The sequence below is a fragment of the Micromonospora sp. NBC_00421 genome (genome assembly GCF_036017915.1).
Taxonomy (GTDB): Bacteria; Actinomycetota; Actinomycetes; order Mycobacteriales; family Micromonosporaceae; genus Micromonospora.
In genome coordinates this window covers 544,202-569,941 of sequence record NZ_CP107929.1, presented here as the reverse complement: position 1 = coordinate 569,941, position 25,740 = coordinate 544,202, and the positions used below count along the sequence as shown (strand labels likewise).

The window sequence follows — 25,740 nt, the reverse complement described above, 5'->3', positions numbered from 1 at the left end:
CTGCCGGCGTACCGGTAAAGGTCAGCGCTCGGCCACGACCAGCGCGTCGGGGGCCGCGTCCGGCGCGGGCGTGACCGGACGCGGTGCCGTCCCGGCGTCGGCGCGGGCGTCCGCACCGGCCCGGACGTCGGCATCGGCGGTGGCACCGGTGTCGACCTCGGCGGTGGCACGGGTGTCGACCTCGGCGGCGACGCGGGTGCCGGCGTGGACGTCGGCCCACACGTCGGCGTCGGCGTCGGTGGCGTGGGCGTCGGTGGCGTGGGCGTCGGTGGCGTGGGCGTCGACGATGGCGCGGGCACGGCGGGTCCGGCGCAGCGCGCGGACGGCCAGCGTCAGGGCCACCACCCAGCCCAGGGCGAGCAGCGTGTAGACCACCGGGCGGGCGGTCGACCCGGCGTCGCCGGCGTTGAGCAGGATGCGGGCGTTGGTCAGCACGATCACCCCGCCGATGGTGGCGCCCAGCAGCTGGGCGGGGACGATCCGCACCAGCCAGGCGGCCACCGGCGCGGCGATCAGGCCACCGATCAGCAGCGCCGCGACGGTGGGCAGCAGGAAGCCCTCGCTGCCCAGGCCGATCAGGAAACCGATGCTGGCCGCCCCGGCCACCACGAACTCGGCGGTGTCCACCGAGCCGATCACCTTGCGGGGTTCCATCCGGCCGGAGACCAGCAGCGCCGGGGTGGCCACCGGCCCCCATCCCCCGCCGCCGGTGGCGTCGACGAACCCGGCGACCAGGCCGAGCGGGCCGAGGAACCGGCCACGCAGCGGCCCCGCGCCGGAGCGCTGGCGCAGCGGTCGGGAGAAACGCACGAGCAGGTACGCCCCGAGGGTGAACAGGATGCCGGCCATCCACGGGGCGGCGTTCTCGGTGGAGATGGAGCTGAGGAAGGTGGCCCCGACGAACGCGCCGACCGCGCCGGGCAGGGCGATCCGGGTGACCACCCGCCAGTCGACGTTGCCGAACCGCCAGTGCGCGACACCGGCGGCGAGGGTGGTACCGATCTCGGCGAGGTGCACCGACGCCGAGGCGGCGGCGGGGGCGACGCCGACGAAGAGCAACAGGGTGGACGAGGTGAGCCCGTACGCCATGCCGAGCGCGCCGTCGACGAGCTGCGCGGCCAGGCCCACCAGGGCGAGCACCAGAAGCTTGCGCACGAGCCCCTCCGAACTTTTCGGTATCTCCTATCGACTTGGTCGACAATGCGGCATCGCGGCCCGCGGGTCAACCCCCTGATTGGTAGTTGGGACGCGCCACCGGCTCCGCCGGGCTCAGCTCCAGGCGCGCGGGTCGGCGGCCAGCTCGTTGATCCGCCCCGGCAACACCCCGGCCGCCACGTCGGCGATGCTGACCTGCTCCAGGATCTCCCGCTCGCTGGCCCGCAACGCGATCCAGACCTCCTGCAACGCCTGTGCCGCGCCGCGGTAGCCGAGCTGCTCGGGGCGCTGCCCCCGGACGTGGGCGAGGGGGCCGTCGATCACCCGGATCACCTCGGCGAGGGAGATCTCCGCCGCCGGTCGGGCCAGCCAGTAGCCACCCTCCGGGCCGCGCTGGGCGTGCACGATGCCGCCCCGGCGCAGCTGGAGCAGGATGCTCTCCAGGAACTTCGGTGGGATGTCCTGCGACCGGGCGATCTGCTCGGCGGTGACGGGCCGCGACCGCCCGGAGTCCGCGCCGTCGGCGACCGACGCGAGTTCGGCGGCCGCACGGAGGGCATAGTCGACCCGGGCGGAGAGACGCATGGCCGCAAGGTTAGTCGGCGGACCGTCCGGCCGGTCCGCCACCCTCCACCGAACGGCCGATCGCGTCACGGACGGTTCGCCGGACGGACCGTCCCCGCCGCCGGCCCGACCGGGCCTGCTACCGGCCCGACCGTGCCCTGCTACCGGCCCGACGGTGCCCTGCTACCGGCCGGGCGATGCCAACGGTGGCACGGGCATGGCACCATACCCGTGTCGTCGGCATGGTCGCCGAGCGACGACACAGCGCACCGGAGCACCGGCCGATAGGGGCAGCGACAGCGATGCCGGACGTGACACCGCTGAACGCGTGGGACCCGCGCCAGGCCGGGCCGTACGAGCTGGTCGGCCGGCTCGGCGCGGGCGGGCAGGGTGTGGTCTACCTGGGCCGTGACGAGCACGGCCGGTGGGTCGCGGTCAAGGTGATCAACGTGGACCTGCACCGGAACCCGAAGGCGAAGTCCCAGTTCACCAAGGAGATCGCCGCCGCCCGCCGGGTGGCGCCGTTCTGCACCGCGCAGATCCTCTTCGCCGACGTGGACGGTGACCTGCCGTACGTGGTCAGCGAGTTCATCGAGGGCGTCACCCTGCAACGGCACGTACGCGAGCAGGGGCCGATCGGCGGCAACGCGCTGCACCGGCTGGCCGTGGGCACCGCCACCGCGCTGGCCGCGATCCACCAGTCCGACGTGGTGCACTGCGACCTGAAGCCGGACAACGTGATCCTCGGGGCGGACGGCCCCCGCGTGATCGACTTCGGCATCGCCCGCGCACTGGACGTCACCGAGACGATGACCAACCGCATCATGGGCACCGCCCCGTACATGGCCCCGGAACGGTTCCGCGACGACGCGGTCGGGCCGGCCAGCGACGTGTTCGCCTGGGCGGGGACGATCGCCTACGCGGCGGGCGGGCAGCCGCCGTTCGGCACCGGACCGGTCACCGTGGTGATGCACCGGATCCTGCACGACCCCCCGGAGCTGACCGGGCTCTCCGGCCCGCTGGCCGCCCTGATCGGACAGTGTCTCGACAAGGACCCCCGGGCCCGGCCGCACGCCCAGGAGGTGCTGCTCCGCCTGCTCGGGCGGGACACCCACCCGGGCACCGGCGACGCGCCGCTGCAGACCGTGCTGCGGGCCGGCACCGACGCGGCGGCCACCGAGCAGGTGCCCCGGACCCTGACCACCACCCCGCCGGTGCCCCCGCCGGCCACCCCGCACGCGCCGACCGGTGCGGCGGCCGACCCCTGGCCGACCGGTGCGGCGGCGGACCCCTGGCCGACCGCCGGGGTGGCGGAACCCTGGCCGACCGCGTCGACCGGCCACCCGGCACCGCACGTGCCGACCGAGCCGCCGGCGACGGCACCGTGGCCCACCACGTCAAGCACCCACCACGCACCGCACGTGCCGACCGACCCGGCGACGGCCCCACCGGCGACGGCCCGGTCCGCCCCGGCCGGACCGACGGCACCCCCGTGGACCCGGGCCACCGCCACCGCCCCGGCCCTCACGCCCCCACCCACCCTGACGGCCACCGACCGGCCGGTCACGGCGGTCACCCCGCCGGTGGGTCGGGACGGCTTCGGCCGGCGGCTGCGCCGGCAATGGGCCGACCCGTGGGGGGTGTCGACCGCGATCTTCCTCGGCTCGGTGGGCGCCGCCACCGGGTACGTCGCCACGACCGCCGTGGGCACCGCCGCCGCCCTCGGCTCGGTCACCCTGGTGGTGGTCTACGGTGTCCGTCTACTGGTCGCCGCCGCGCTGACCCCGCCCGCCGCGCCGGACGGCCCGCCGGAGCCCCCCGGGCGCCCCGCACCGGCACCCCGGTCCGACTCCTGACCCACGCCGAACGAACCCCTGGAGGACCCGATGGCCACCGCTGAGCGTCCCGCCCGATCGTGGCTGCCGTACGCGATGGCCGTCGTCGCGGGGCTCGCGGTGATCGGCGCGGCGTACCTGTACGTCCGGCCGGCACCCGGTACGCAGCGGGCGGACTGCGTGCGGTTGGAGGTCAGCTCCTCGACCGAGAAGAGCGAGCTGGTCGCCCAGCTCGCCGACCGGTACAACGCCGCCGACCGGCGTTTCGGCGGGCGGTGCGCGCAGGTGACCGTGCACGGCCTCAACTCGGGCGAGGCGATGGAGGCGCTGGCCGGCGGGTGGGCGCTCACCCAGCCGCAGGTAGCCGAGCCGCAGGTGTGGCTGCCCACCTCGTCACTGTGGACCGGGCAGCTGCGCCTGCTGGACAAGGCGGCGGGCCGACCCGCGCAGACCCCCGGTCAGTACCCGTCGATCGCCAACAGTCCCCTGGTCATCGCGATGCCGAAGGACAAGGGCGAGCTGGTGCAGCAGCGTGGCCCGCTCGGCTGGGCCGACGTCCTCGGCCTCTCCGGGGACACCGGCTGGGCGGCGTTCGGGAAGCCCGAGTGGGGCCGGTTCACCTTCGGCAAGGACAACCCGCACCTGTCCACCTCGGGGTTGGCCGCCACCATCGCCACCTACTACGCGGCGGTCAACCGGGCCAGCGACCTGACCAGCGAGGACCTCGCCCAGCCGGCGGTGACCCAGTTCGTCAGGCGGATCGAGGCCAACGTCTCGCACTACAGCGACGACTCGGTGGACCTGCTGCGCAACCTCGCCGAGGCCGACGCCGCCGCCAGCGGGGACGCCCCGGCGACCGACATGAGCGCGATCGTCCTCCAGGAGGAGCTGGTCTACCTCTACAACCAGGGCCAGCTCAGCCCCACCGGCAGCAAGCCCCGGGTTCCGCTGGTGGCGGTGCATCCCAAGGAGGGCACCTTCAACCTGGACCACCCGTACGTGGTGCTGCCCTCGGCCGACCCGGCGCAGCGCGAGGCCGCCGAGGACTTCCTCGCCTTCCTCCGCGACGGCGCGCAGCAGCGCAGCTTCGCCGCGCTGGGTTTCCGGGACGACGAGCGCCGCCCCGACGACAGGCTGCTCGCCGCCGTCCCCGGGCCGGGCGGCGACCGGCTCACCTACTTCGACCCGCCCACCCCGGAGGTGGTCGGCGCGATCCTCGGCAGCTGGAACACCCTGCGCAAGAAGGCCAACATCCTGCTCGCCGTGGACACCTCCGGCTCGATGAAGGCCGTCGTCGGCGACCAGACCCGGTTCCAGGCGGCGACCAGGGCCGCCAGCAAGGCGATCGGGCTGCTCAACTCCGCCGACCAGGTGGCGCTCTGGTCGTTCTCCAGCGAGACTCCGCAGCGGCCGAAAAAGCCCTACAGCGAGGAGGTACGGCTGGCGCCGCTGAACCGGGACGCGTTCAACCGCAAGCTGACCGGGCTGCGCATCGGCGGCAACACCGCGTTGTACGCGACGGTCCGCGCGGCGCACCGCACCCTGCTCGACCGCTACGACCCGAACCGGATCAACGCGGTGGTGGTGCTCACCGACGGTAAGAACGAGTACCAGAAGGACAGCGACCTGGACCGGTTGCTCCGGGACATCGCGCTGGACCCGAAGCAGCCGGTCAAGGTCTTCTGCGTGGCCTTCGACCAGGATTCGGACCTGGCCGCGTTGGACCGGATCGCCAAGGCGTCGGCCGGCAAGGCGTTCGACGCCAAGGACCCGGCCACCATCGACGACGCCCTGGTCAAGGTGGTCAGCAGCTTCTGACCCACCCCGGCCGGCGACGGGTCGGGGGCCGGGAGCCGGCCGGTGCCTGCGGGGTCCGGGGCCGGCGGGCACGGGCCGGGGGGCCGCCCGGCCCTGCCGGATCACGCGCCGACGCGGCGGAGCAGGCCCTCCTGGACGGCGCTGGCGATGTGCCGACCGTCGGTGGTGAACATCCGGCCGGTGGCCAGGCCCCGCGCGCCGGAGGCGGAGGGGCTCCAGCAGTCGTAGAGGAACCACTCGTCGGCCCGGAACGACCTGTGGAACCACAGCGCGTGGTCCAGGCTCGCCCCGACCAGGCCGCCCGGCCCCCAGACCTCGCCGTGCACCGACAGGACCGAGTCCAGCAGGGTCAGGTCGGAGGCGTAGGTGAGGGCGCAGGCGTGCAGCAGCGGGTCGTCGGGCAGCTTGCCGTCGATGCGCATCCAGACCCGCTGGTGCGGGTCGGCCGGGCGGTCACCGGGGCGTACCCAGCCGGGTTCGCCGACGTAACGGACGTCGATCGGGCGGGGGATCTGCCCCCAGATGCCGAGCCGTTCCGGGTAGCGGGCCAGCCGGTCGGACATCGTCGGGACGTCGTCCGGGCCGGGCACGTCCGGCGGGGTGGGGGCCTGGTGTTCCAGGGCCTGTTCCTGCCGCTGGAACGAGGCCGACATGAAGAAGATCGGCTTGTCGTGCTGCAACGCCACCGAGCGACGGACCGAGAAGGACCGCCCGTCCCGGACGTTCTCCACCTGGTATTCGATCGGTTCGGCCGGATCGCCAGGGCGGACGAAGTAGCCGTGCAGCGAGTGCACGAACCGCTCCGGGTCGACGGTGCGCCCGGCGGCGACCAGGGCCTGACCGGCGACCTGCCCCCCGAACACCCGCTGCGGACCGACCGGAGGGCTCATCCCCCGGAAGGTCATCTCGCCGGTGTGGTCGAGGTCGAGGACCTCGAGGAGCTGGTCGACCGCGGCCTGACCGGTCGCCGCCGGACGCCCGTTCACCGGATCACTTCTGTTCGCGACTGCGGGGCGCGCAACCCCGGCGCACTCCTCGCGCTCACCGGATCACTTCTCTTCGCGACGCCGACGGGCTCACTGGAGCGCCCGGGCGGAGGCGGCGTCGACCAGGGAGCCGAGCTGGTGTACGCGCAGGGTGTTGGTGGAGCCGGGGGTGCCGGGCGGGCTGCCCGCGACGATCACCACGTAGTCGCCGGGAGTCGCCTGGTTGAGGCCGAGCAGCGCCTGGTCGACCTGGCGGAACATGTCGTCGGTGTGCTGCACGAACGGCATCAGGAAGGTCTCCACGCCCCAGCAGAGCGCGAGCTGGCTGCGTACCTCGGGGACCGGGGTGAAGGCCAGCAGCGGCAGGTCGCAGTGCAGCCGGCTGAGCCGCTTGACGGTGTCGCCGGTCTGCGAGAAGGCCACAAGCGCCTTGGCCCCGATGGCGCGGGCGATCGAGGAGGCAGCCACGGTGAGCGCGCCACCGTGGGTACGCGGGTCGTGCTGGAGCCGGGGCACCCCGATCGAGCCGGCCTCGGTGGTGGTGATGATCTTGGCCATGGTGCTGACGGTGAGCACCGGGTACTTGCCGACACTGGTCTCGCCGGAGAGCATCACCGCGTCCGCGCCGTCGAGCACCGCGTTGGCCACGTCGGAGGCCTCCGCGCGGGTCGGCCGAGAGTTCTCGATCATGGAGTCGAGCATCTGGGTGGCCACGATGACCGGCTTGGCGTTCTCCCGGCACAGCTGCACGGCCCGCTTCTGCACCAGGGGCACCTGGTCGAGCGGCATCTCGACGCCGAGGTCACCGCGGGCCACCATGACGCCGTCGAAGGCGAGCACGATCGCCTCCAGGTGGTCGACCGCCTCGGGCTTCTCGACCTTGGCCAGCACCGGGCGGCGTACGCCCTCCTCGTCCATGATGGTGTGGACGAGCTTGATGTCCTCTGCCGAGCGGACGAAGGAGAGCGCGATCAGGTCGACGCCCAGGCCGAGGGCGAAGCGCAGGTCCTCGGCGTCCTTGTCCGACATCGCCGGGACGCTGACCGCCACGTTCGGCAGCGAGACGCCCTTGTTGTTGGAGACCGGGCCGCCCTCGGTGACCAGGCACCGGATGTCGTTGCCGGTGACGTCGCTGACCTCGACGGCGACCCGGCCGTCGTCGATCAGCAGCCGGTCGCCCGGCTTCACCTCCTGCGGCAGCTTGCGGTAGGTGCAGGAGACCCGGTCCCTGGTGCCCAGGACGTCGTCCCCGGTGATCACCACCGAGTCGCCGGTACGCCACTCGTGCGGCCCGTCGGCGAACCGGCCGAGCCGGATCTTCGGGCCCTGCAGGTCGGCCAGGATGGCGACCGGCACGCCGACCGCCTCGGCTGCCTCGCGGACCATGCGGTAGACCGACTCGTGATCGGCGTGACTGCCGTGGCTGAAGTTCAGCCTGGCCACGTTCATGCCCGCCTCGATCAACCCCCGGAGCCGCTCCGGGGACGAGGTGGCGGGGCCAAGGGTGCAGACGATCTTCGCGCGGCGTTTCACGCCCATCAGGCTAGTCTCTCCTCCGGGTCGACCTGTGGGCCGACCCCTTGCGGACTGAGGAACAGGGTCCGACGACGCGCGCGTGGGGCGCGTGGCCGGCGGGACGCGGGCCACGCCGGGGACGTCGGGGAGGCGCGGGCATCGGCGACCGCGCGCCGGGAATCGTACCGCTCACCGGCCACCGCCGTCCGCGCGCTCCCGTGCCCGTCCGCCCCGGCGGCGCCGTCATCGGCCGCCGCTGCCGGACCTCCTTCCCCGCAGGCCGCTAGCTGTCGGTCTTGACCAGCGGAAACTCCAGTGAGCCGGCCGGGCACAGAAAGCTCAGCACGTCGACGGTGTAGAGCCCGGCCTGCACCGCCGGATCGGCCGCCATCACGCTGCGTACGTCGTCGACCGAGCCGGTGCGGGCCAACCCGATGCCGATCGGCGGGGCGGGTTCCCGGGCCGGGCCGTCGATCGACCCGGCGACCAGCACCAGGCCCCGGCGTTGCAGGGCCCGCATGTGCGCGGCGTGTTCGGCCTGGAGCCGCTGCACGGTCTCCTTCGGCAGCACCCGACCGGCCGGTCCCGGATAGAGCACGATGCACTCGTACGTGTCGAGCGCGAAGTCCAGCTGCGGCGTACCGGTCATGGCGTCCCCCTGCGCGTCGGCGCCCCACCGCGCCGGTCGTCGACCTCGTCCGGGATGACCTGGCGGTGCCGAACCCGCCGCGCTCCCCCGGCCCCGGCCAGCGTCCCACGACCCGACCGCCCCCGGCGGGCGGTCGGGGCAACTGCCCGGGAGGCTGCTGCCGGTGCGCCGACCGGCGACGTGGGCGCACCCGGTCCGGCGCGGTCCGACGGGCGGGACGGCGGCGCTCCGACGTCCCGCACCGGGGATCGACCGACGTGGGTGTCGGCTGACGCTGGTACGGTCCGACTGATGGGAAAGCGCTCGATCCGCAGAGCGGAGGTCCCGACATGACTCGCTCCGCCGCCGTCGCCCCCCGGCCGCCGGACGACTCGCGCTGGCGGGAACTCCTCTCCCGGGCCGGTGACGCCGGCCTGCGGATCGTCGGACACGACTGGGCCGGCACCCCGCTCGGGCCGCTGGACTCCTGGCCGCAGAGCCTGCGCACCGCCCTGGCCATCTGCCTGCACACCCCGACCCCGGCGGCGGTCTGGTGGGGTCCGGAACTCGTGCTGTTGCCCAACGACGGTTACCTGGCGCTGTTCGACCCGGCCGGGCGGGAGTCGCCGGGCCGGCGGGGCGCGGCGGTCTGGCCGGACGCCGTGCCGGCGCTGACCGAGGTGCTGACCGCCGCCCGGGTCACCTGCCGGCACGAACGCGACGTCGACGTCGGTGCGGGTCGACGGCGGCTGGTCTGCTCGTCGGGCCCGGTCGTCGACGCCCTCGGCCACCCCGGCGGCGTCTTCACCACGATCACCGACGCCCCCACCGAGGGGGACGTTCCCGCCCAGCGGGCCGGGGACCGGCGACGGGCGCTGCGGCAGGCCCAGGGGCTGGCCCGGCTCGCCGGGTCGCTCAGCGCAGCCGGCAGCACGGCGGCGGTGACGGAGGTGGTCACCTCGGTCACCCCGGCGCTGGTCGGCGCGGCAGAGGTCCGGGTCGCGGTGGCCACGGCCGGCGCGTTGGACCTGGCGGTGGCCGGCGGCACCGGGCCGTCCCGGCTGGCGGTCGCCGACGACGAGCCGCTGGCCCGCGCGGTACGCGAGGAGACGACCGTGCCGCTGCCCGACGGGATCTGCCTGCCGCTGCGCGACGGCGGTGGCGCGGTGCTCGGCGCGCTCGAGGTGCGCTGGGCCGGGCCGGTCACCGACGAGGAGGCCCGCCGTACCCTGCTCGACGCGGTGGCGGGGTTGTGCAGCCAGGCGTTGCGGCGGGCCGAGTTGACCGCGTCGGCGCGGGCGATGGCGGAGTTCGCCGCCCGGCTCAGCGTCACCCGGTCCACCGCCGAGGCGATCGAGGTGATCCTGGACGCCGCCCCGACGGCGCTCGGCGCGGCACTGCCCGGCCTGGCGATACGGGACGAGGGCCGCCGGGTCCGGGTGTGGCACGGCGAGCTGCCGACCGGGCTGGTCGCCACCTTCGACGACCTGACCATCGACGATCCGCGGCCGATCGCCCGCGCGCTGCGCACCGGTGAGCGGATCATCCTGCGCAACCGGGCCGAGTTCGCCGCCCGCCATCCCGACCTGCCGGACCTGGCCGCGACGTACGGCATGGTGACCACCGTGGTGCTGCCGTTGTTGGACGCGTCGAGGCGGCCCATCGCCGCACTGGGTTTCGGCTGGCCCCGGGAACGGCCGCTGCACGACGACGACCTGGCGTTGCTGGACACCATCGCCGACCTGTGCGAGCAGACCCTGGAGCGGGTCCGGTTGGTCGCCGCCGAGCACAACCTGGTGACCCGGTTGGCGGATCGGCTACGCACCTCGGACACGGTCGGGTCGCCCGGCCTGGAGCTGGCCACCAGGTACCAGCCGGCGATGAGCGGCCTGCACCTGGGCGGTGACTGGTACGACCTGGTCGAACTGGACGAGGGCCGGCTGGGCGTGGTGGTCGGCGACGTGGTGGGTCACCAGGTCGAGGCGGCCGCCGACATGGCCCAGCTCCGTACGGTGGTGAACACCCTGATCCGCTCGGGGGTGCCGCTGGCCGAGGTGTTCCCCCGGTTGACCGGGCTGCTCGGGGTCGGGTTCCTCGGCACCTGCCTGGCGATGGTGGTCGACCCGGTCGCCGGCGAGGCGCAGATCGCCCGGGTGGGGCACCCGCATCCGGTGCTGCTGCGGCCGGGCCACCCGCCGGAGACGGTCTGGACGGGGCACTCGCTGCCGCTGGGGCTGGTCCGCGACCCGGTGCCGGTGACCACCGTGGCGTTCGGCCCGGGTGACCTGCTGGTGGCGTACACCGACGGGCTGGTGGAGCGGCGCGACCAGGCGTACGAGGCCGGGGTGGCGGCACTGCACGAGGTGCTCGTGCCGGTGCGCGACCAGCCGGTGGAGGTCATCGCGGACACCATCCTGACCAAGCTCTCCGGCTCCGACGACGACCAGGCGCTGGTGGTCATCCGGCACGCCGGCTGAGGTGTCGGTGCCCACATCGGGCGCGCAGGTGTTGCCGACGGCGATCTCCGGGAAAGCCATGGAGGTGGTGGCTAGATTTGCCGCTGACGACAACGCACAGGATCGAGGTAAGACTCATGGGTACCCACGCACAACCCGCCAAGGCGTCCGGCACCTACCGGATCGGTGGCGACCTCCAGGTCGACCGGCTCGGCTACGGGGCCATGCAGCTCACCGGGCCGGGGGTGTGGGGTGACCCGAAGGACCCGGCCGAGGCGGTCCGGGTGCTGCGCCGGGCGTACGAGCTGGGTGTCACGTTCATCGACACCGCCGACTCGTACGGGCCGTTCGTCTCGGAGCTGCTGATCAAGGAGGCGCTGCACCCGTACGCCGACGACCTGGTCATCGCGACCAAGGCCGGCCTGACCCGCTCCGGGCCGGGCGACTGGCGGCCGGTGGGGCGCCCGGAGTACCTGCGCCAGCAGTGCGAGCTGAGCCTGCGGCACCTGGGCCTGGAGTCGATCGGCCTCTACCAGCTGCACCGGATCGACGCGAAGGTCCCGCTGGCCGACCAGCTCGGCGAGCTGGCCCTGCTCAAGCAGGAGGGCAAGATCCGGCACATCGGGCTGTCCGAGGTGACCGTCGCGCAGATCGAGGCGGCCCAGAAGATCACCCCGATCGTGTCGGTGCAGAACCTCTACAACCTGGCCGACCGCAGCGCCGAGGACGTCCTGGACCACTGTGAGCGCAACGACCTGGCGTTCATCCCGTGGTTCCCGATCGCCACCGGCAACCTGGCCAAGCCGGGCGGTCCGCTGGACGCCATCTCCGCCGGCCACGACGCGACGCCCGCCCAGCTCGCGCTCGCCTGGCTGTTGCGCCGCTCGCCGGTCATGCTGCCCATCCCGGGTACGTCCTCGGTCGGTCACCTGGAGGAGAACGTGGCCGCCGCCCAGGTCGAGCTCACCGACGCCGAGTACGAGGCCCTGGCCAAGGCCGCCTGACCCGACCCGGCCCCGGCCCGGCCGCGGCCGACCCCCGCTGCCGCTGCCGGCTGACCGCATGCTGGCTCCCGACTCCCGACTCGCGGCTCGCGGCTGACCGGCTGACGGCGCCGGCTCACGGCTGACCGACTACCGGCTGCTGGCGGCCGACGGCGGCTAGCGGCGGCGGACGGCTGGCGGCGGGCGGCGGACGGCGGGCGGCGGCGGACGGCTGGCGGCGGGCGGCGGCGGGCGGCGGACGGCGGGCGGCGGACGGCGGGCGGCGGGCGGCGGACGGCGGACGGCGGGCGGCGGACGGCGGACGGCTGGCGGCGGACGGCTGGCGGCGGCGGACGGCTGTGATGTGGCGATGGCAAGCTTTCGCGTCGGCGTGTCGCGCCGGGCCACAGTATGTCGAGTAGTCCTCATGCCCGTCCGTCATATTTATGACGGACGGGCATGAGGACTACAGAGGAACATGCCCCGGCGCAGGCTCCCGGCGCGAGGCTCCCGCGGTGCCGCCCGGTCTGCGACCCGACCGACCCCGACCCGACCGACCCCGACCCGACCGACCCGGCCCGACCGACCCGACCGACCCGACCCGACCGACCCGGCCGACCCGGCCCGACCACCCGGCACGACCCGACCCGACCGGCCCGACCCGGCGCGACCAGCGCGGACCCGGCACTACCGACACGAGGCCAGCTCGACCGACACGAGGCCAGGCTCGACCGGCACAGGCAGCCCGGCCGACACAGGGCCCGGCCCGGGCGTCACAGGGCCAGGCAGTTGGGGCGGATCGCGGCGTCGGTGAGCGCCTGACGGACCACCGTGTACGTGGTGCCGTCGAGCACGAGACCAAGGTGGCCGACCACCCGCAGTGGGCACCATGCCTGCACCAGGACGTTGGTGGCCCCGTCGGCGAGGGTGGCGTTGCCGACCGGGCGGACGAGTTCGTCCTGGTTGGTGCGGATGGTGGTCCAGCGCACCGACCCCGGGGTGTCGTCGCCGGCGTTGAGGCTGGTCAGGAAGTCCGAGCCGATGGACATCTGCTGGCAGGCGATGATGCCGACGCAGTCCCCCAGCCCGGCGAACGCGATGATGTTCGCCACGTAGGTGCCCTGCTGTGGGCTGCCCAGGCTGACGTACCGGCCGATCCGGTCGGTACCGCCGAGGAATTTGGCGTACCAGCGGGAGACCAGGCCACCCTCTGAGTGGCCGACGATGTCCACCCGGGCCGCCCCGGTGGCGGTCCGCACCTGGTCGACGAAGCCGGCGAAGGCGCGGGCGGAGTCGGTGATGTCGCCGAACCCGAGTCCGGGGAGCTGGTAGACGTACACCCGGAAGCCGTCGGCGCGCAGCCGGGCGGCGATGGGTTCGTAGGCGATCGCGACACCTACCAGCCCTCCGACCACGATGACCGGGTTGGCGGTCGCGGCGACCCGGGCGAACCCCGGCTCACCACCCGCAGCGTCGGCGGCGGCGGGGTCGGCGGCGGGAGCGGCTCGACCAGTGGCGGCGGTCCGGTCAGCGGGGGCGGCGGGAACGACGGGGACGGATGGGGTGGGTGGGGTGGGTGGGGTGGCCACGGCGGCGGTGGCCGGGGCGAGCAGGGCGGCGGCGAGGGTGGTGGCGGCGAGGATCGTGCGGAGCAGCATGGCTGCGCCTCCGGTGGGAGGTACCCGGTGACCCGGGACGGCGGGCGGGGGATCCGATCGATCGTGGGACCGATGATGCGTGGCCTGTTTCACACCCGTCAATGGAAAGTTACGCCTCGGTAACCTCTTGTCGCGCCCACCGCACAAACCGGCACAACGGCCCGGCACGACGCAGTCCCGCCCAGCACGACGCAGTCCCACCCGGCACGACGCAGTCCCACCCGGCACGGCGGAACCGGCTCAGGCGGTGGCGAGCAGGGCGGCGAGGTGGCGTACGGCGGGGTTGGTGGTGCCGCGACGCCAGGCCAGGGCGACGTCGACGGTCGGCAGCGGGGCGGCGAAGCGCCGCAGGCGTACACCCGGGACTTTCAGGGCGCGGGCCCGGCCGGCGGGGACGGCCGCGACCACGTCGCCGTCGGCCACCGCGCGCAGCAACTGTTCGTCGTCGGGTTCCTGGCGGACCAGGTGGAAACCGCCGTCGGGCCAGACCTGGGCGATGGTGCGGTCGAACATGCCGGGGCCGTTCTCGCGGGGCCACATCACCGCGGGCAGGCCGACCACCTCGGCCCGGCGCACCCGGCCCCGCCCGGCGGCGAGCGGATGCCCGACCGGCACCGCCAGCAACAGCTCCTCGCGATCGACGGTACGGCAGGTCAGGCCCGCCTCCGGCAACGGCGGACGGACGAAGGCGACGTCGAGCCGGCCGGTGAGCAGCCCGGTCACGTTCGGTGCCGTCCAGCCGGTCTCGGGGACCACCTCCACCTCGGGGTGGGCCGCCCGGAACCGGGCCACCAGCGCGTCCACCCGACCACCCCGGGCCGACCTGGTGTACGCCAACCGCAGCCGGCCGCCGCGCCCACCGACCAGGTCACGGATCCGGGTGCTGGCGGCGTCCACCTCGGCGAGCAGCCGACGGGCTTCGCCGGCCACCTGCGCGCCCACCCCGGTCAGCGTGCAACCGTGGCTGTCGCGGTGCAGCAGGGTCACTCCGAGCTGCCGTTCGAGGGCGCGGATCTGCTGGCTGAGCGCCGGTTGGGCGATCCGCAGCCGGGCGGCGGCGCGGGTGAAGTGCAGCTCGTCGGCGAGCACCACGAAGTACCGCCACCGGCGCAGGTCCACGTCGTCCGGCCGGGGCGGTCCGTCGGGCGGTGGCACCCCCATCCGACGAGCATAAGCGGGGCTTATCGCCGACTGCCGATTCTGTCTTGGACCGGACCGTCGGGCGGGGGAGACGATCGGGGTCCGGCCGCTCCACCTCGGGCGGCGCCGACGGGAGGTCGACGATGGACGTGGACGTGCTTGTGGTCGGGGGCGGGATCATCGGGTCGACGGCGGCGGTGCGGCTGCGGGAGCGGGGGGCGCAGGTGACGCTGCTGACCGCCGACCCGCCCGACGACACGGTGTCGGCGGTGGCCGCCGCGGTCTGGTATCCCAGCCACACCGACGCCGATCCCCGGGTGCTGCGCTGGGCCGTCGAGACACACGCGGAGCTGAGCTGGCAGGCCACCACGGGGGTGCCCGGGGTGGTGGCCCGGCCGACCCGGATGCTGCTACGCCGCCCGTGGACCGGCCCGCCGTGGTGGGCGGCGGCGACCGGTGACCTGGCGACCGGGCCGGGCTTCGGGCCGTACGCGGCGGAGTTGCGGTTCACCGCGCCGACGGTGGAGATGTCGCCCTACCTGGGCTGGCTGCGGGACCGGTTCACGGCGGCCGGTGGGGTGGTCAAGACCGGCCGGCTGGACCGGCTCGTCGACGGGTTCGCCCTCGCCCCGACGGTGGTCAACGCGACCGGCCTGGCCGCCGGCCGGCTCGCCGACGACCCGGCCGTGCATCCGGTACGCGGGCAGCTGGTGCTGGTGGCGAACCCCGGCCTGACCACCTCGGTACGCGACGAGGAGAACCCGGCCGGCATCACCTACGTGCACCCGCGCCGGCACGACGTGGTGCTCGGCGGCACCTTCGAGCCGGGCGAGTGGGACACCAGCCCCGACCCGGCCACCTCGGCGGCGATCCGGGACCGGTGCGTGGCGCTGGTGCCGGAGCTGGCCGACGCCCCCGTGCTGCGGTCCCGGGTGGGGCTGCGCCCGGCCCGGCACGGTGGGCCGAGGGTGGCGGTGCAGGCCGGGGCGGCCCCGGGGCAGCGGCTGGTGCACGCGTACGGCCACGGGGGCGCCGGGGTGACCCTGGCCTGGGGCTGCGCGGACGAGGTGGCCCGGCTGGCCCTGGACGGCTGACCGGCCGGCGCACTCCCCCGCGTCACCGGCGTTCGTAGAAGGTGATGCTCACGCCGCCCTGGGCGGAACCCGGGTCGGAGCTGAGCCAGGTGTTGGCGTTGAGGAAGGCGTACGGGCCGGCGGCGCGGGCCTCGAAGGTCGGCACCAGCCGGCCGAACGCCCCGCAGTTGCGGACCAGGATCAGCTCCCGGTCGTCCGTGGACAGCACGTAGCGGGCGTCAAGCGTGCTGGTCGCGCCGATGAGCTGGTAGTCCGCGCCGCCGGGCAGGACGGTCCCGGTCACCCGGCCGGTCACGGTGCCGCCGGTGATGGGGATGATGTTGCGGGTGCCGCGCTTGCTGGCCCCGATCGAGACGCTGGCACCGAGCGTGACGGTCTCGGTGAACACCGCCGCGCCCCGGGTGCCGCTGCCCGTCGCGCAGTCCCACGACTGGTTGGCGACGCCGGCCGGGTCGGTGAGCTGCACGCGCGGGTCGGCCGGGGTCACCCCGGAGACGTCGTACACGGCCAGGTGCAGGGTGTTCGTCGCGGTGTCGACCGTCCGGGTGCCGGCGTACGTCCCGGTGTTCAACCAGGCGTACGCGCTGGAGTTCGGGGCCTCGAAGTCGGGCACGATCCGGACGGTGGAGTCGCCGGCCGGCGCGACTCCGCAGCTGCGCAGGTAGATGAGGGTGCCGTCGTTGGTACGCAGGATGGCGACCTGTTCCAGCTCGGTCGCACCGTTGCCGAGGGTGAGTTCGAGGTCCAGCCCGCCGGTGAGGATGGTGCCGTTGATCCGGCCCCCGGTGATCGTGCCGCCCCTGATGTCGAGGATGCGGCGGTGGCCGTACTGGGTGAGCCCCACGTCACGGATCGCACCGAGCTGGGCGGTGGCGCGGAGGACCAGCCGGCCGCGCGCCGGTGGCACGATGCCGGCGGACCGGCCGCAGGTCCAGGACGGGTCGGGCACGATCGTCGCCTCCGCGCCGCTCGGGGTGGTGCTCGGGGTGGGCAGCGGGGTGCTCGACGGCGGCGGCGTGGTCGGGGTGGGTGGCGGCGTGGTGGGTGGCGGGGTGCCCGGGGTGGGTGTGGTCGGTGCCGTGGGCGTGGTGGTGCCGCCGGTGCAGGGGGTGCCGTTGAGTGCGAAGTCGGTGGGTGCCGGGTTGCTGACGCCGTTCCACGAGCCGTTGAACCCGAACGCCGCGCTCGCCCCGGTGCCGAGCGCGGCGTTCCAGGTGGTGTTGCCGACGGTGACCCGACCGCCGTTCTGAGTGGCGGTGCCGTTCCAGTACTGGGTGACCTGCTGGCCGGCGGTGAACGACCAGGTGAGCTGCCAGCCGTTGAGCGGGTCGCCGAGGTTGGTGACGGCGACGTTGGCTCCGAAGCCGCCGTTCCACTGGCTGGAGACGGTGTAGGTGACCCGGCAGCCGGCGGCGGCGGAGGCCGAGGTGGCGAGGCCGCCGGCACCGACCAGGGTGGCGACGGCGAGCGCTCCGGCGAGCAGGGACCGACGGTGTACGAGCCTCATCTGTACTCCCGATCGGCCCTTGCACGCACAGTTATGTTTCCGCCAGTGTCCCGATCGGACAAACTTCTGTCAATCGACGTATCTCGATTGGCTTCCCGCCGTCTACTCCGCCTGACATCCGACGGGGCGGGGCGGGGCGGGGCGGGAAGCGGGGGCGGGGCGGCGGGGCGGGGTGGTTTGCGGGGTGGGCTCGGGGGCTGGAGTTCGGCCGGCTGGACGTAGATCAACCGGCGGGCCACCGCGTCGCCCTTGGCGTCGATCTGGTAGCCGTCGAGCCAGGCCCACCCGTCGTACGTGATCCACTCGGTGCGGACCCGGATCAGGCGGAACAGGATCGGCTTGACGAACTGCGGGCTCGCCTTCCGCGTCACGTACACGAGCACCCCGGCTCGTAGCGCGATCATCGCGGCCCGTCCTGGCTCGGCCAGTGCCGCTGGTTGATCGGGATGCGGTGCCGGTAGCGGCAGGGCAGTTCGTTGCCGCACCGGCAGACGAACCGCCACCGCCGCCACGACCACGCCGGCCGGTGCCGCCGCGCCAACGTCATCGCGGTGGCGAGCAGATACTCGTGGTAGGACACTCGTCGAGACATGCCGACACGGTCCCCGGTGGAGCTTTAGTCAGCTGGCAATAGCCGATCGGAAAGTACGCAACCCACTACCGTCGGCCACATGAGTCGTGACCCGGTGCTGCTGATGGGTCCCTACGAGATCGCCCAGCGGATGAGTGTCTCGCGGCAACGGTTCCAGCAGCTCACCCGGCACCCCACCTTCCCGAGGCCCTACCAGGAGCTACGCGGCATGAAGGTGTGGCTGGCCGAGGACGTCGAAGAGTGGATCACGAAGCACCGGCCGCCACGCCCCACCGATGGCGACACCCCGGAGTAAGCGACCGTACCCGAGCACGCCCGCATAGCGGGCGAGGACGTCACGGCAACGCGGTGATCGTGCCGGCCGATGCCATCGGCCGGATCCGGTCTGCGGTGAGCTTGCCTTGCTCGATGTGCGAGACGCGCCCCTCGGCGACACGCGGGCGGTCGGCAATCTGCTGGAGAGTCGATTTGCGGGTGGGCGAGCCACGAGCAGGCCAGGTTTGTGGAAACTTGTTGCGCCCAGGGCGACAACAACTCTCCACAAAGGTATTCGCGGCGACGGCTGTGAGAGGTGGCTGACCGTTACGGGTGTGCGCGGTGGCGGATCTTGATGTTGTCGAGGTCGGTCGACACCGACCTGAGGTCACGGTGGCCGGCACCGAGTTCCGCGACGGCGGCCGCAGCCAGCGCTTCCGCCCTACCGATCACCACCGCCTCTGACTCCTCCCCGGTGGCCGGGATCAGGCAGCGGAAGGTGAACCCGAGCAGGGACCGCTCATAGGTCACGGTGCCCTCCTCGGTGAACCTCGCCTGGAACACCTCATGGTCGTCCGCCCTGGCGAGCAGCGCGGCACGCTGCTCGTCACCGAGCGGCGCGAACTTGCCGCGCACGATGACCTGGTAGGTCTTAGCGGCCATGGTGGGGACCTCCGGCTCCTGCTGAGCACGACGACATCGGACGGGAGAGCTGGCGCGACCGGAAGGAAGGCCGGCAGGTCACGGGGCACCACGGCACCGACCGGCCGGTACGGCACGCGCTGGCGACCCTACCGGGAGGGCCACCAGCACGCCTGCGCTTTTCCCCAGCGGTGCGCCCCACGACTCAGTCGGTGTCGACCCGTGAGGCTGTCGCGCCGAGGGCTTCGGCGATGGCGGCGAACTCGCGTAGGGCCGCCTGGAGGTCCTCGACGATCTCCTGGGCGATCACCTCGGGTGGCAGCAGCGCGTCGGCGTCCTCCAGGGAGGCGTCCTTGAGCCAGGTGATGTCCAGGTTCACCTTGTCGCGGGCAATCAGCTCGTCGTAGGAGAAGGGGCGGAAACGTTCGGTCTCCACCCGCTCGGCGCGGTCCTTGCCGGGCAGGTAGCAGTCGACGAAATCCTGGAGGTGTTCCCGGCGCAGCGGGTTCTGCTTGAGGGTGAAGTGCTGGTTGGTGCGGAAGTCGTACACCCAGAGGGTTTGGGTCCAGGGTTCCTCGCGGGCGCGCTTGCGCTCGAAGAACAGCACGTTGGCCTTGACGCCGCCGGCGTAGAAGATGCCGGTGGGCAGGCGCAGCATGGTGTGCAGGTCGTACTGCTTGAGCAGCCGGCGGCGGATGGTCTCCCCCGCGCCGCCCTCGAACAGCACGTTGTCGGGCAGGACGACCGCCGCCCGGCCGTCGATCTCCAGCAGCGCGGCGATGTGCTGGACGAAGTTGAGCTGCTTGTTGGCGGTGGTGGCCCAGAAGTCGGCACGCTCGATCTCGCGTTCCTCGCGGGAGGACCGGCCGTCCTCCCCCACCATCCGGATCGACGAACTGCGCCCGAACGGCGGGTTGGCCAGCACCAGGCTGACCCGCTGGTCAGGCTCCCGGCCGAGGGCGTCGCGCACGGCGATCAGCGACGGGCCGTTCGGGGTGCCGATGCCGTGCAGCAGCATGTTCATCGCCGCCAGGCGGGCCGTGCCGTCGACCAGCTCGGTGCCGGAGATCGCGCCGCCCGCGAGCCGTCGCCGCTGGTCGGGGGTGAGGGTGCTGCCGTGGTTACGCTGGATGTGGTCGTAGGCGGCCAGCAGGAACCCGCCGGTGCCGCAGGCCGGGTCGGTGATCGTGTCGTCGGGGGTGGGCAGCATGCAGTCGACCATCGCGACGGTCAACGCACGCGGGGTGAAGTATTGCCCCGCGCCGGATTTCGCGTCCTCCGCGCCCTTGGCCAGCAACTCCTCGTAGGCGTCGCCCTTGACGTCGACCCCGGTGCCCGACCATTCCTGCTTGTCGATCAGGTCGACGATCAGCCGCTTGAGCTTCGCCGGGTCCTGGATCTTGTTCTGCGCCTTGCGGAAGATGGTGCCGAGGGTGCCGCCCTCCCGGGCCAGCCCGGTGAGGATGTGCCGGTACTGCACCTCCAGGTCGTCGCCCTCGGCGTCCAGCAGGGTCTGCCAGCTCAACTCGTCGGGCACGATCTGCTCCGGCCGGAACGTCCGCCTGGCCCGCTCGTCGGCCATCTTGAGGAACAGCAGGAACGTCAACTGCTCCACATAATCGATGGTCGACACGCCGTCGTCGCGCAGCACGTCACAGTAGTTCCACAGCTTCTGCACCAGACGGCGCGAATCCACAGTGCTCACAGTGGCAAGGTCTCCTGCTGATAGTCGTCGCCGGTCACCCTGGTCGGCGGTGCCGCCAACTCCTTGGGGGTACGCCGGGAGCGCGTCCGCTGCTTCGGGATGGTGGCCGAGCGCTCGGCCCTGATCCGGGCGAGCAGTCCGGCGGCCGGCTCGTCGTTCGGATCCTGCGGTACCAACCGCCCCGCAAACGCCTCCGCCAACAGCGACGACACCAGCCGTGCGGATCGCTCTACAGCGCGCTCCAACTCCAGGCTTAACCGATCGTTTGCAGAGAATGCTTCATTCGCGACTTCAACGATCCGCACCTGCATTTCAACTGGCGGAACTGGAATCCGGATTTCGCGGATCATGCCTCGATTCAAGGCGAGCTGATTTCCGCCCGCAGCAGCACGCCGCGTCTGATCATATCGCGCCATCAAAAAGATGTAAACAAACTCGGGGAGAATCGGAGTATTTGATACGCGTATTGATGCACAATTTTGGTTATGGGCAGCTTCGATGTCAAGGATTGCCACCTGACCGCGCGTCTTGCCTTCACCGATCATGGCAAGAAGTAAGGTGCCTGGGGCATGCAATTTGGTAGCGGTATTGCCAATTGCTTGCCGAGCGATGCTCTCTCTCGTGGCTTTAATTCGCCCGAAAGCAACCTCTCCGCTCGACACCCAGGGCACATCACCCTGCCATAATGTCGGATCAGACCTACGCGGAGTGAAGCCGACATAGATCTCGAACAGGTCCCCCAACGTCGACCACGCCCACGACGCAGGAACAGGCCAATCGCCACTAGGAAGAATCCCAGCCCGCCCAGCGATCTTCTCCACCAGTAAACTCGCGGAGAGATCAGTCGAGTCATCCGATACAAGTGAACCACGGATAGCAGCGAGTGCAGTTGCTTGACGGTGGCAGATCAGTTTCGACATGGCAGAAGCAAGAAGTGCATCCGCTCCCTTGACCTTAGACAGATAACCTTCTAGGGCCGCGACGATGCGGCGCTGCTCGGCGAGCGGCGGGATGGGCAGTTCCAGGGACAGGAGCGCTTGTTGGGAGATGTTCCGCATCGAGTCCTGCTGGCCGCTGGCGCGGGCGGATATCTGACGCCTGATCGACGGCGAGGAAAGAACTCGAAGCAGCCAGGCGGAATCAATCTCGGGAGACGGCACCAATCGCAGGCTCTTGTCACTGAGCAGAAGTCGGGGACGGCACTTGCGGACCAGGACCGGAGCGCCTACATACTGTTCCGTGTTCGCGCGGCTTACGAGGATGTCCCCAGGCCGAACCTCATACCTCGGGTCGAATTCTCGACCCTCAGGAACTGCCTTGTTCTCCTGCTCACGGAACTCACCCCAGGTCATCGCGCTGACCTTGAGCACGCCCCACTCATTGTCGCGTGCGGGGCGCGGGTGACACGTAAACGATTTTCCGGCCTCGATGCGGGTGACCAGATCGCCGAGCGTGCACCATTCCCAACCAGGTGGCAGGTCGGTCACGCGGTTAGCTCCTGGTTGAGTTCGGTGAGGAGGGGTTCGGCGCGGTTGCCGAAGGCGCCCGCGTAGCCGTCGATGCCGCCGCGTTCGGTGAAGGGTGCCCCTTCCAGGTCGTCGGGGGTGATCTCCACGCTGACCGCTATCACGTCCTTGATCCTCTCCAGCCACCACACCTGATCGGCAGTGAAGGTAGCGCCCGCCTGTTGCTGCCGCAGCAGCCACCCACGGAAACGCTCCTCTGTGGCCGTACGAAATGGACGAAGCTCCTGGTCGTAGCCCAGTTCGTAGCGGATGAGGGCGACCAGGTCGGTGACCCCGCGCGGCCCGGACTGCTCGGCGGTCCGGCCGAGCAGCACGTACGCCTGCCACAGCGAATCCGGCGTCCACGCCTGCGGGGGCCGGGCGATCCGGGCTGCCAACTCCTTGAGCTGGTCGTAGCTGACCCGCCCCTTGCCCTCATAGAACACCTGCAACGCGGTGATCTCGTCGCGGTGCTGTTCCAGGTAGTCGTGCCAGCTCCGCACGGTCACCTGGGCACGATCGGCGGCGGGCACCCCGGCGGCCGACACCAGGTTGTCGACGTTGACCTCGTCGATGGTGATGTCGTGGGCGCGGCGGATCTCCAGGATGCGGTCGCGCAGCTGCGGGTTCGCGGCGAGCGGGCGCAGCGCGCCGGCCAGCAGGTCGCGGACGGCGTCCGGCCCGGCCTGGGTCGCCGGGTTGAGCTGTTCGGGGGCGACGGCGTCGACCAGGCCGCGCACGATGCCCTTGAGCGGCTGCCCGCCCAGCTCGGCCAACTCGGCGCGTTCGTCGTCGGTGAGCTGCCGGTCGAGGCGGGACAGCCGGGACGCGAGGGTCGCCACCTCGTTCGGGTCGGCGGTCAGGGTGCCGGCCTTGCGCAGCAGGTCACGCAGCGAGATCTGCTGTTCGGTGTGCCGTTGCAGCGGCACCGCCTCGTCGAGGTCGGCCTCGGTGACGCCTACCGCGTCGACGATGACGAACCGCTCCTTGACCTGGGCGTCGGGGGTGACCGACTGGAAGTCGGCCGGGTCGATGGTGCGTGCCCCGCGCCCCTTCATCTGCTCGAAGTAGGTGGCGCTGCGCACCGGCCGGAGGAAGAACACACACTCCAGCGGCCGGACGTCGGTGCCGGTGGCGATCATGTCGACGGTGACCGCGACGCGCAGCTCGGGGCTGTTGCGGAACGCCTGGATGAGGGTGTCGGGGTTGTCGCCGTCCCGCCGGGAGGAATAGGTGATCTTCCTGGCGAACTCGTTGCCGCGCCCGAACACCAGCCGCACCATGGCGACGATCTCCTCGGCGTGGTTGTCGTCGCACGCGAAGATCAGCGTCTTGGGCACCGTGGAGCGGCCGGGGAAGATCTCGGTGAACAGCCGCTCGCGGAAGGTGTCCAGCACCAGCTTGAGCTGCCCCTTGGAGATCACCGACCGGCCGACCTGGCGGCCCGCGTAGGTGAAGTCGTCTTCCAGCTCCTGGTAGCGCTCGGCCCGGGTGCGGCGGTCGCGCAGCGGCACGACGGTGCCGGCCTCGATCTTCTGCCCGCCCTCGGTGATCTCGGTCTTGATCCGGTAGACGTCGAAGTTGACGTTCACCCCGTCGGCGACCGCCTGCTCGTAGGTGTATTCCGACACCAGGTTCTGCTGGAAGAAGCCGAGGGTCTGCTTCACCGGGGTCGCCGTCAGCCCCACCACGAAGGCGTCGAAGTATTCGATCACCGCTCGCCACTTGCCGTAGATCGAACGGTGGCACTCGTCCACCACGATCAGGTCGAACGTCTCCGGCGGCAACTGCGGGTTGTAGCCGACCTCGGCCGGTTCGTCGAGGTCGTAGCTGTCGTAGGCCCGATCGTCGAGGTCGACGTCGGGCAACTCGCTGCCGCGCAACGCCCCGTACAGGCGCTGGATCGTCGAGGTCACCACGTTGGACGATTCGAGCAGGCCGGCTCCGGAGAGCCGGTCCACCGTGTACAACTCGGTGAACTTCCGCCCGTCGTCGGGGGTCTGGTAGCCGGCGTACTCGCGCAGGGTCTGCTTGCCGAGGTTGTTCCGGTCGACCAGGAACAGGATGCGGCGGGCGCGGGCATGCTTGAGCAGCCGGTAGCTGCTGGTGACCGCGGTGAAGGTCTTCCCCGCCCCGGTGGCCATCTGGATCAGCGCCCGGGGCCGGTTGTCGGCCAACGACCGTTCCAGACCGTCGACCGCCTCGACCTGCGCCGGGCGTAGGCCGAGCCGGTCCAGCGCCGGCATCCGGCGCAGCCGGGCCCGCAGCGTCGGCGCGTCCGGCTCGTCGTCCGCCTCGCGCATCCACCGCGCGAGCGTCTCCGGCCGATGGAACGCGAACACCTCCCGGGTACGCGGAAACGGGTCGAGCCGGTTGACGAAGGCGGTCTCGGTGCCGGTGGCGACGTACCCGAACGGCAACGCCGCGTCCCGCCGCCAGGCACTGAGCCGCTGCTCGGCGGTCAACCCGTCGAGGTAGCGGTCGAGCTGCGCCTCCACACCACGCGGGGCGGTGCCCTCCCGCTTGGCCTCGATCACCCCGACCAGCCGCTGGTGGACGTAGAGCAGGTAGTCGGCCCGGCCCGTCGCCAGGGTCACCTCACGGACGGCGACGCCGCTGCCCGCGTACAGGTTGAGTTGGCTCTGATCCTGGACCTGCCAACCGGCGGCGGTGAGCTGGCGGTCGATCTCGACCCGGGTCTGCACCTCGTTCAGCGGTTCCTGGGAGGCACGACGGGCGCGGGCGATGAAGTCCTCGCGCCTCGCGGCGGACACCCTCGCCACCTTCGCGCTGTCGAACGCCTGCCGCGCCGCCTCGGCGGCCGGTTCCAGGCTGGCGAGCAGGGCGGCGGCCTGCGGCCGGCGGGCGTCGGCGTCCCGTACCGCCTGCTCGGCGGCGACACTCGCGGCGGCCTGGGCCAGGGCCAGCGACGGCTGCCCCGCCAACAGCAACTTCGTCTCGGCAAGCTCCCGCTGGTAGCGATCGAGCTCCGCCTGGAGACCGGCCACCGCCTCGGCCGGCACCTGCCGCTGCGGCGGGGACGGCGGCACGAACCCGATCGGGGCACGGTCGTCGGTCACCGCCCGGTGGAACCACAACCCCAACTCGAAGCAGGTACGCAGCAGCGTCAACGCCTCCCGCACCTCGCTGAGATGCTCGTGCGCCGCCTCGTTTCCGACGTTGCGCAACCTCTCGAACGCGGCGTACACGTTCGGTTTCAGGGCACCGTCGGCGTTGAGGGCCTGCACCTGGTGGACGAACTTGCCGCTGACCGCCTTGGCGTTGGTGCGGCGCACCAGGTCCTTTGCCAGCACCTCGCCGAAACTGCGGGTCTTGAGCATCGCCGACTGCGCGTCGACGTAGACGAGCAGTTCCGCCCCTGCGCCGTACCAGACCAGCAGCGGGTGCTCCGCCAAGAACCCGAAGTTGGCAGACTGCTCCGCCAAGCGGCGTACCTGTCGATGATCCACGACTCTCCACGTCCATAGCCGACGGTGAACACGTCAGAATATGAACGGGCGTACATCTTCGTGGCCCCGCGCGTTATCGGAAACCCGACAGCACTCCGGTAGCGCCCGGCGTCGCGGGGTGTGACCGGGGCGGTGCGGGGGTGCTCCGGTGCCCCCGGCGGCGCGGGAGCAGGCGGTGCCTCCGGGCGGCGCGGGAGTAGGCGGTGCCTCCGAGCGGCGCGGGAGTAGGCGG

At 72.2% G+C, this 25,740-nt stretch carries 19 protein-coding genes; 6 read left to right on the top strand and 13 right to left on the bottom strand.

Translation table 11 applies throughout. From position 1 onward, the window contains the following. Positions 1 to 21: 21 nt before the first annotated feature. Both OHQ87_RS02520 and OHQ87_RS02515 read right to left on the bottom strand, forming a co-directional pair. Positions 22 to 1,155, bottom strand: coding sequence for a sulfite exporter TauE/SafE family protein (locus OHQ87_RS02520; RefSeq protein WP_442930655.1), 1,134 nt, complete (start codon positions 1,153 to 1,155; stop codon positions 22 to 24). A gap of 114 nt (positions 1,156 to 1,269) precedes the next feature. Continuing rightward, positions 1,270 to 1,740 (bottom strand): RrF2 family transcriptional regulator, encoded by a 471-nt coding sequence (locus tag OHQ87_RS02515; RefSeq protein ID WP_328344532.1) that lies wholly within the window; start codon positions 1,738 to 1,740, stop codon positions 1,270 to 1,272. 281 nt (positions 1,741 to 2,021) lie between these two features. On the opposite strand from OHQ87_RS02515, the gene OHQ87_RS02510 reads away from it, so the two are divergent. Both OHQ87_RS02510 and OHQ87_RS02505 read left to right on the top strand, forming a co-directional pair. Continuing rightward, the gene (locus OHQ87_RS02510) at positions 2,022 to 3,575 is read left to right on the top strand and encodes a serine/threonine protein kinase (RefSeq protein WP_328344530.1); all 1,554 of its coding nucleotides are present in this window, start codon (positions 2,022 to 2,024) and stop codon (positions 3,573 to 3,575) included. A 30-nt stretch (positions 3,576 to 3,605) separates the two neighbouring features. Then, entirely contained in the window at positions 3,606 to 5,372 is a 1,767-nt protein-coding gene (locus OHQ87_RS02505) for a vWA domain-containing protein (protein WP_328344528.1), read from the top strand. 101 nt (positions 5,373 to 5,473) lie between these two features. Here the strand turns inward: OHQ87_RS02505 and OHQ87_RS02500 are convergent, their stop codons facing one another. The 3 genes from OHQ87_RS02500 to OHQ87_RS02490 all read right to left on the bottom strand — a co-directional run bounded on the left by OHQ87_RS02500 (position 5,474) and on the right by OHQ87_RS02490 (position 8,522). Beyond that, a complete protein-coding gene (locus OHQ87_RS02500; protein WP_328344526.1) occupies positions 5,474 to 6,358 on the bottom strand; it encodes an acyl-CoA thioesterase in 885 nt (294 codons plus the stop codon). Positions 6,359 to 6,448: 90 nt separating this feature from the next. Continuing rightward, entirely contained in the window at positions 6,449 to 7,897 is a 1,449-nt protein-coding gene (pyk, locus tag OHQ87_RS02495; protein ID WP_328344524.1) for a pyruvate kinase, read from the bottom strand. 259 nt (positions 7,898 to 8,156) lie between these two features. Then, entirely contained in the window at positions 8,157 to 8,522 is a 366-nt protein-coding gene (locus OHQ87_RS02490) for a YciI family protein (protein ID WP_328344522.1), read from the bottom strand. A gap of 329 nt (positions 8,523 to 8,851) precedes the next feature. Here OHQ87_RS02490 and OHQ87_RS02485 point away from each other — a divergent pair, with 329 nt between their 5' ends. After that, entirely contained in the window at positions 8,852 to 10,978 is a 2,127-nt protein-coding gene (locus OHQ87_RS02485) for a PP2C family protein-serine/threonine phosphatase (RefSeq protein ID WP_328344520.1), read from the top strand. Positions 10,979 to 11,094: 116 nt separating this feature from the next. Further along, positions 11,095 to 11,961 carry an aldo/keto reductase gene (locus OHQ87_RS02480; RefSeq protein WP_328344518.1) on the top strand — a complete coding sequence of 289 codons (867 nt, stop codon included), beginning with the start codon at positions 11,095 to 11,097 and terminating at the stop codon, positions 11,959 to 11,961. Positions 11,962 to 12,713: 752 nt separating this feature from the next. Here OHQ87_RS02480 and OHQ87_RS02475 read toward each other — a convergent pair. Together OHQ87_RS02475 and OHQ87_RS02470 are read right to left on the bottom strand one after the other, a co-directional pair. Beyond that, positions 12,714 to 13,598, bottom strand: a complete 885-nt coding sequence (locus OHQ87_RS02475) for a lipase family alpha/beta hydrolase (RefSeq protein WP_328344516.1) — start codon at positions 13,596 to 13,598, stop codon at positions 12,714 to 12,716. A gap of 240 nt (positions 13,599 to 13,838) precedes the next feature. Continuing rightward, positions 13,839 to 14,759 carry a LysR family transcriptional regulator gene (locus OHQ87_RS02470; protein ID WP_328344514.1) on the bottom strand — a complete coding sequence of 307 codons (921 nt, stop codon included), beginning with the start codon at positions 14,757 to 14,759 and terminating at the stop codon, positions 13,839 to 13,841. Between the two features lie 122 nt (positions 14,760 to 14,881). On the opposite strand from OHQ87_RS02470, the gene OHQ87_RS02465 reads away from it, so the two are divergent. Then, positions 14,882 to 15,832 carry an FAD-dependent oxidoreductase gene (locus OHQ87_RS02465; RefSeq protein ID WP_328344512.1) on the top strand — a complete coding sequence of 317 codons (951 nt, stop codon included), beginning with the start codon at positions 14,882 to 14,884 and terminating at the stop codon, positions 15,830 to 15,832. Between the two features lie 22 nt (positions 15,833 to 15,854). Here OHQ87_RS02465 and OHQ87_RS02460 read toward each other — a convergent pair whose 3' ends face one another. Then, on the bottom strand, positions 15,855 to 17,339 hold the full coding sequence (locus OHQ87_RS02460; protein ID WP_328344511.1) for a DUF3237 family protein: 1,485 nt from the start codon (positions 17,337 to 17,339) through the stop codon (positions 15,855 to 15,857). A gap of 400 nt (positions 17,340 to 17,739) precedes the next feature. Beyond that, a complete protein-coding gene (locus tag OHQ87_RS02450; RefSeq protein WP_084261485.1) occupies positions 17,740 to 17,931 on the bottom strand; it encodes a hypothetical protein in 192 nt (63 codons plus the stop codon). A gap of 79 nt (positions 17,932 to 18,010) precedes the next feature. Between OHQ87_RS02450 and OHQ87_RS02445 the strand changes: the two genes are divergently transcribed. Then, a complete protein-coding gene (locus OHQ87_RS02445) occupies positions 18,011 to 18,226 on the top strand; it encodes a helix-turn-helix transcriptional regulator (protein WP_328344508.1) in 216 nt (71 codons plus the stop codon). A gap of 287 nt (positions 18,227 to 18,513) precedes the next feature. Here OHQ87_RS02445 and OHQ87_RS02440 read toward each other — a convergent pair whose 3' ends face one another. The 4 genes from OHQ87_RS02440 to OHQ87_RS02425 form a co-directional block, all read right to left on the bottom strand. After that, the gene (locus OHQ87_RS02440; RefSeq protein ID WP_328344506.1) at positions 18,514 to 18,849 is read right to left on the bottom strand and encodes a DUF6204 family protein; all 336 of its coding nucleotides are present in this window, start codon (positions 18,847 to 18,849) and stop codon (positions 18,514 to 18,516) included. A 184-nt stretch (positions 18,850 to 19,033) separates the two neighbouring features. Beyond that, the gene (locus OHQ87_RS02435; RefSeq protein ID WP_328344504.1) at positions 19,034 to 20,533 is read right to left on the bottom strand and encodes a type I restriction-modification system subunit M; all 1,500 of its coding nucleotides are present in this window, start codon (positions 20,531 to 20,533) and stop codon (positions 19,034 to 19,036) included. Beyond that, entirely contained in the window at positions 20,530 to 22,020 is a 1,491-nt protein-coding gene (locus tag OHQ87_RS02430; RefSeq protein ID WP_328344502.1) for a restriction endonuclease subunit S, read from the bottom strand. The genes OHQ87_RS02435 and OHQ87_RS02430 overlap by 4 nt, the downstream gene beginning before the upstream one ends. Beyond that, positions 22,017 to 25,484 carry a type I restriction endonuclease subunit R gene (locus tag OHQ87_RS02425; RefSeq protein ID WP_328344500.1) on the bottom strand — a complete coding sequence of 1,156 codons (3,468 nt, stop codon included), beginning with the start codon at positions 25,482 to 25,484 and terminating at the stop codon, positions 22,017 to 22,019. Before OHQ87_RS02425 ends, OHQ87_RS02430 begins: the two co-directional genes overlap by 4 nt. Positions 25,485 to 25,740 lie beyond the last annotated feature (256 nt).

Coding starts and splice junctions, on each gene's coding strand:
- OHQ87_RS02510 (WP_328344530.1), top strand. CDS start 2,022: ATGCCGGACGTGACACCGCTGAACGCGTGGGACCCGCGCCAGGCCGGG.
- OHQ87_RS02480 (WP_328344518.1), top strand. CDS start 11,095: ATGGGTACCCACGCACAACCCGCCAAGGCGTCCGGCACCTACCGGATC.
- OHQ87_RS02485 (WP_328344520.1), top strand. CDS start 8,852: ATGACTCGCTCCGCCGCCGTCGCCCCCCGGCCGCCGGACGACTCGCGC.
- OHQ87_RS02470 (WP_328344514.1), bottom strand. CDS start 14,759: ATGGGGGTGCCACCGCCCGACGGACCGCCCCGGCCGGACGACGTGGAC.
- OHQ87_RS02450 (WP_084261485.1), bottom strand. CDS start 17,931: ATGTCTCGACGAGTGTCCTACCACGAGTATCTGCTCGCCACCGCGATG.
- OHQ87_RS02445 (WP_328344508.1), top strand. CDS start 18,011: ATGAGTCGTGACCCGGTGCTGCTGATGGGTCCCTACGAGATCGCCCAG.
- OHQ87_RS02460 (WP_328344511.1), bottom strand. CDS start 17,339: ATGAGGCTCGTACACCGTCGGTCCCTGCTCGCCGGAGCGCTCGCCGTC.
- OHQ87_RS02440 (WP_328344506.1), bottom strand. CDS start 18,849: ATGGCCGCTAAGACCTACCAGGTCATCGTGCGCGGCAAGTTCGCGCCG.
- pyk (WP_328344524.1), bottom strand. CDS start 7,897: ATGGGCGTGAAACGCCGCGCGAAGATCGTCTGCACCCTTGGCCCCGCC.
- OHQ87_RS02475 (WP_328344516.1), bottom strand. CDS start 13,598: ATGCTGCTCCGCACGATCCTCGCCGCCACCACCCTCGCCGCCGCCCTG.
- OHQ87_RS02515 (WP_328344532.1), bottom strand. CDS start 1,740: ATGCGTCTCTCCGCCCGGGTCGACTATGCCCTCCGTGCGGCCGCCGAA.
- OHQ87_RS02505 (WP_328344528.1), top strand. CDS start 3,606: ATGGCCACCGCTGAGCGTCCCGCCCGATCGTGGCTGCCGTACGCGATG.
- OHQ87_RS02490 (WP_328344522.1), bottom strand. CDS start 8,522: ATGACCGGTACGCCGCAGCTGGACTTCGCGCTCGACACGTACGAGTGC.
- OHQ87_RS02465 (WP_328344512.1), top strand. CDS start 14,882: ATGGACGTGGACGTGCTTGTGGTCGGGGGCGGGATCATCGGGTCGACG.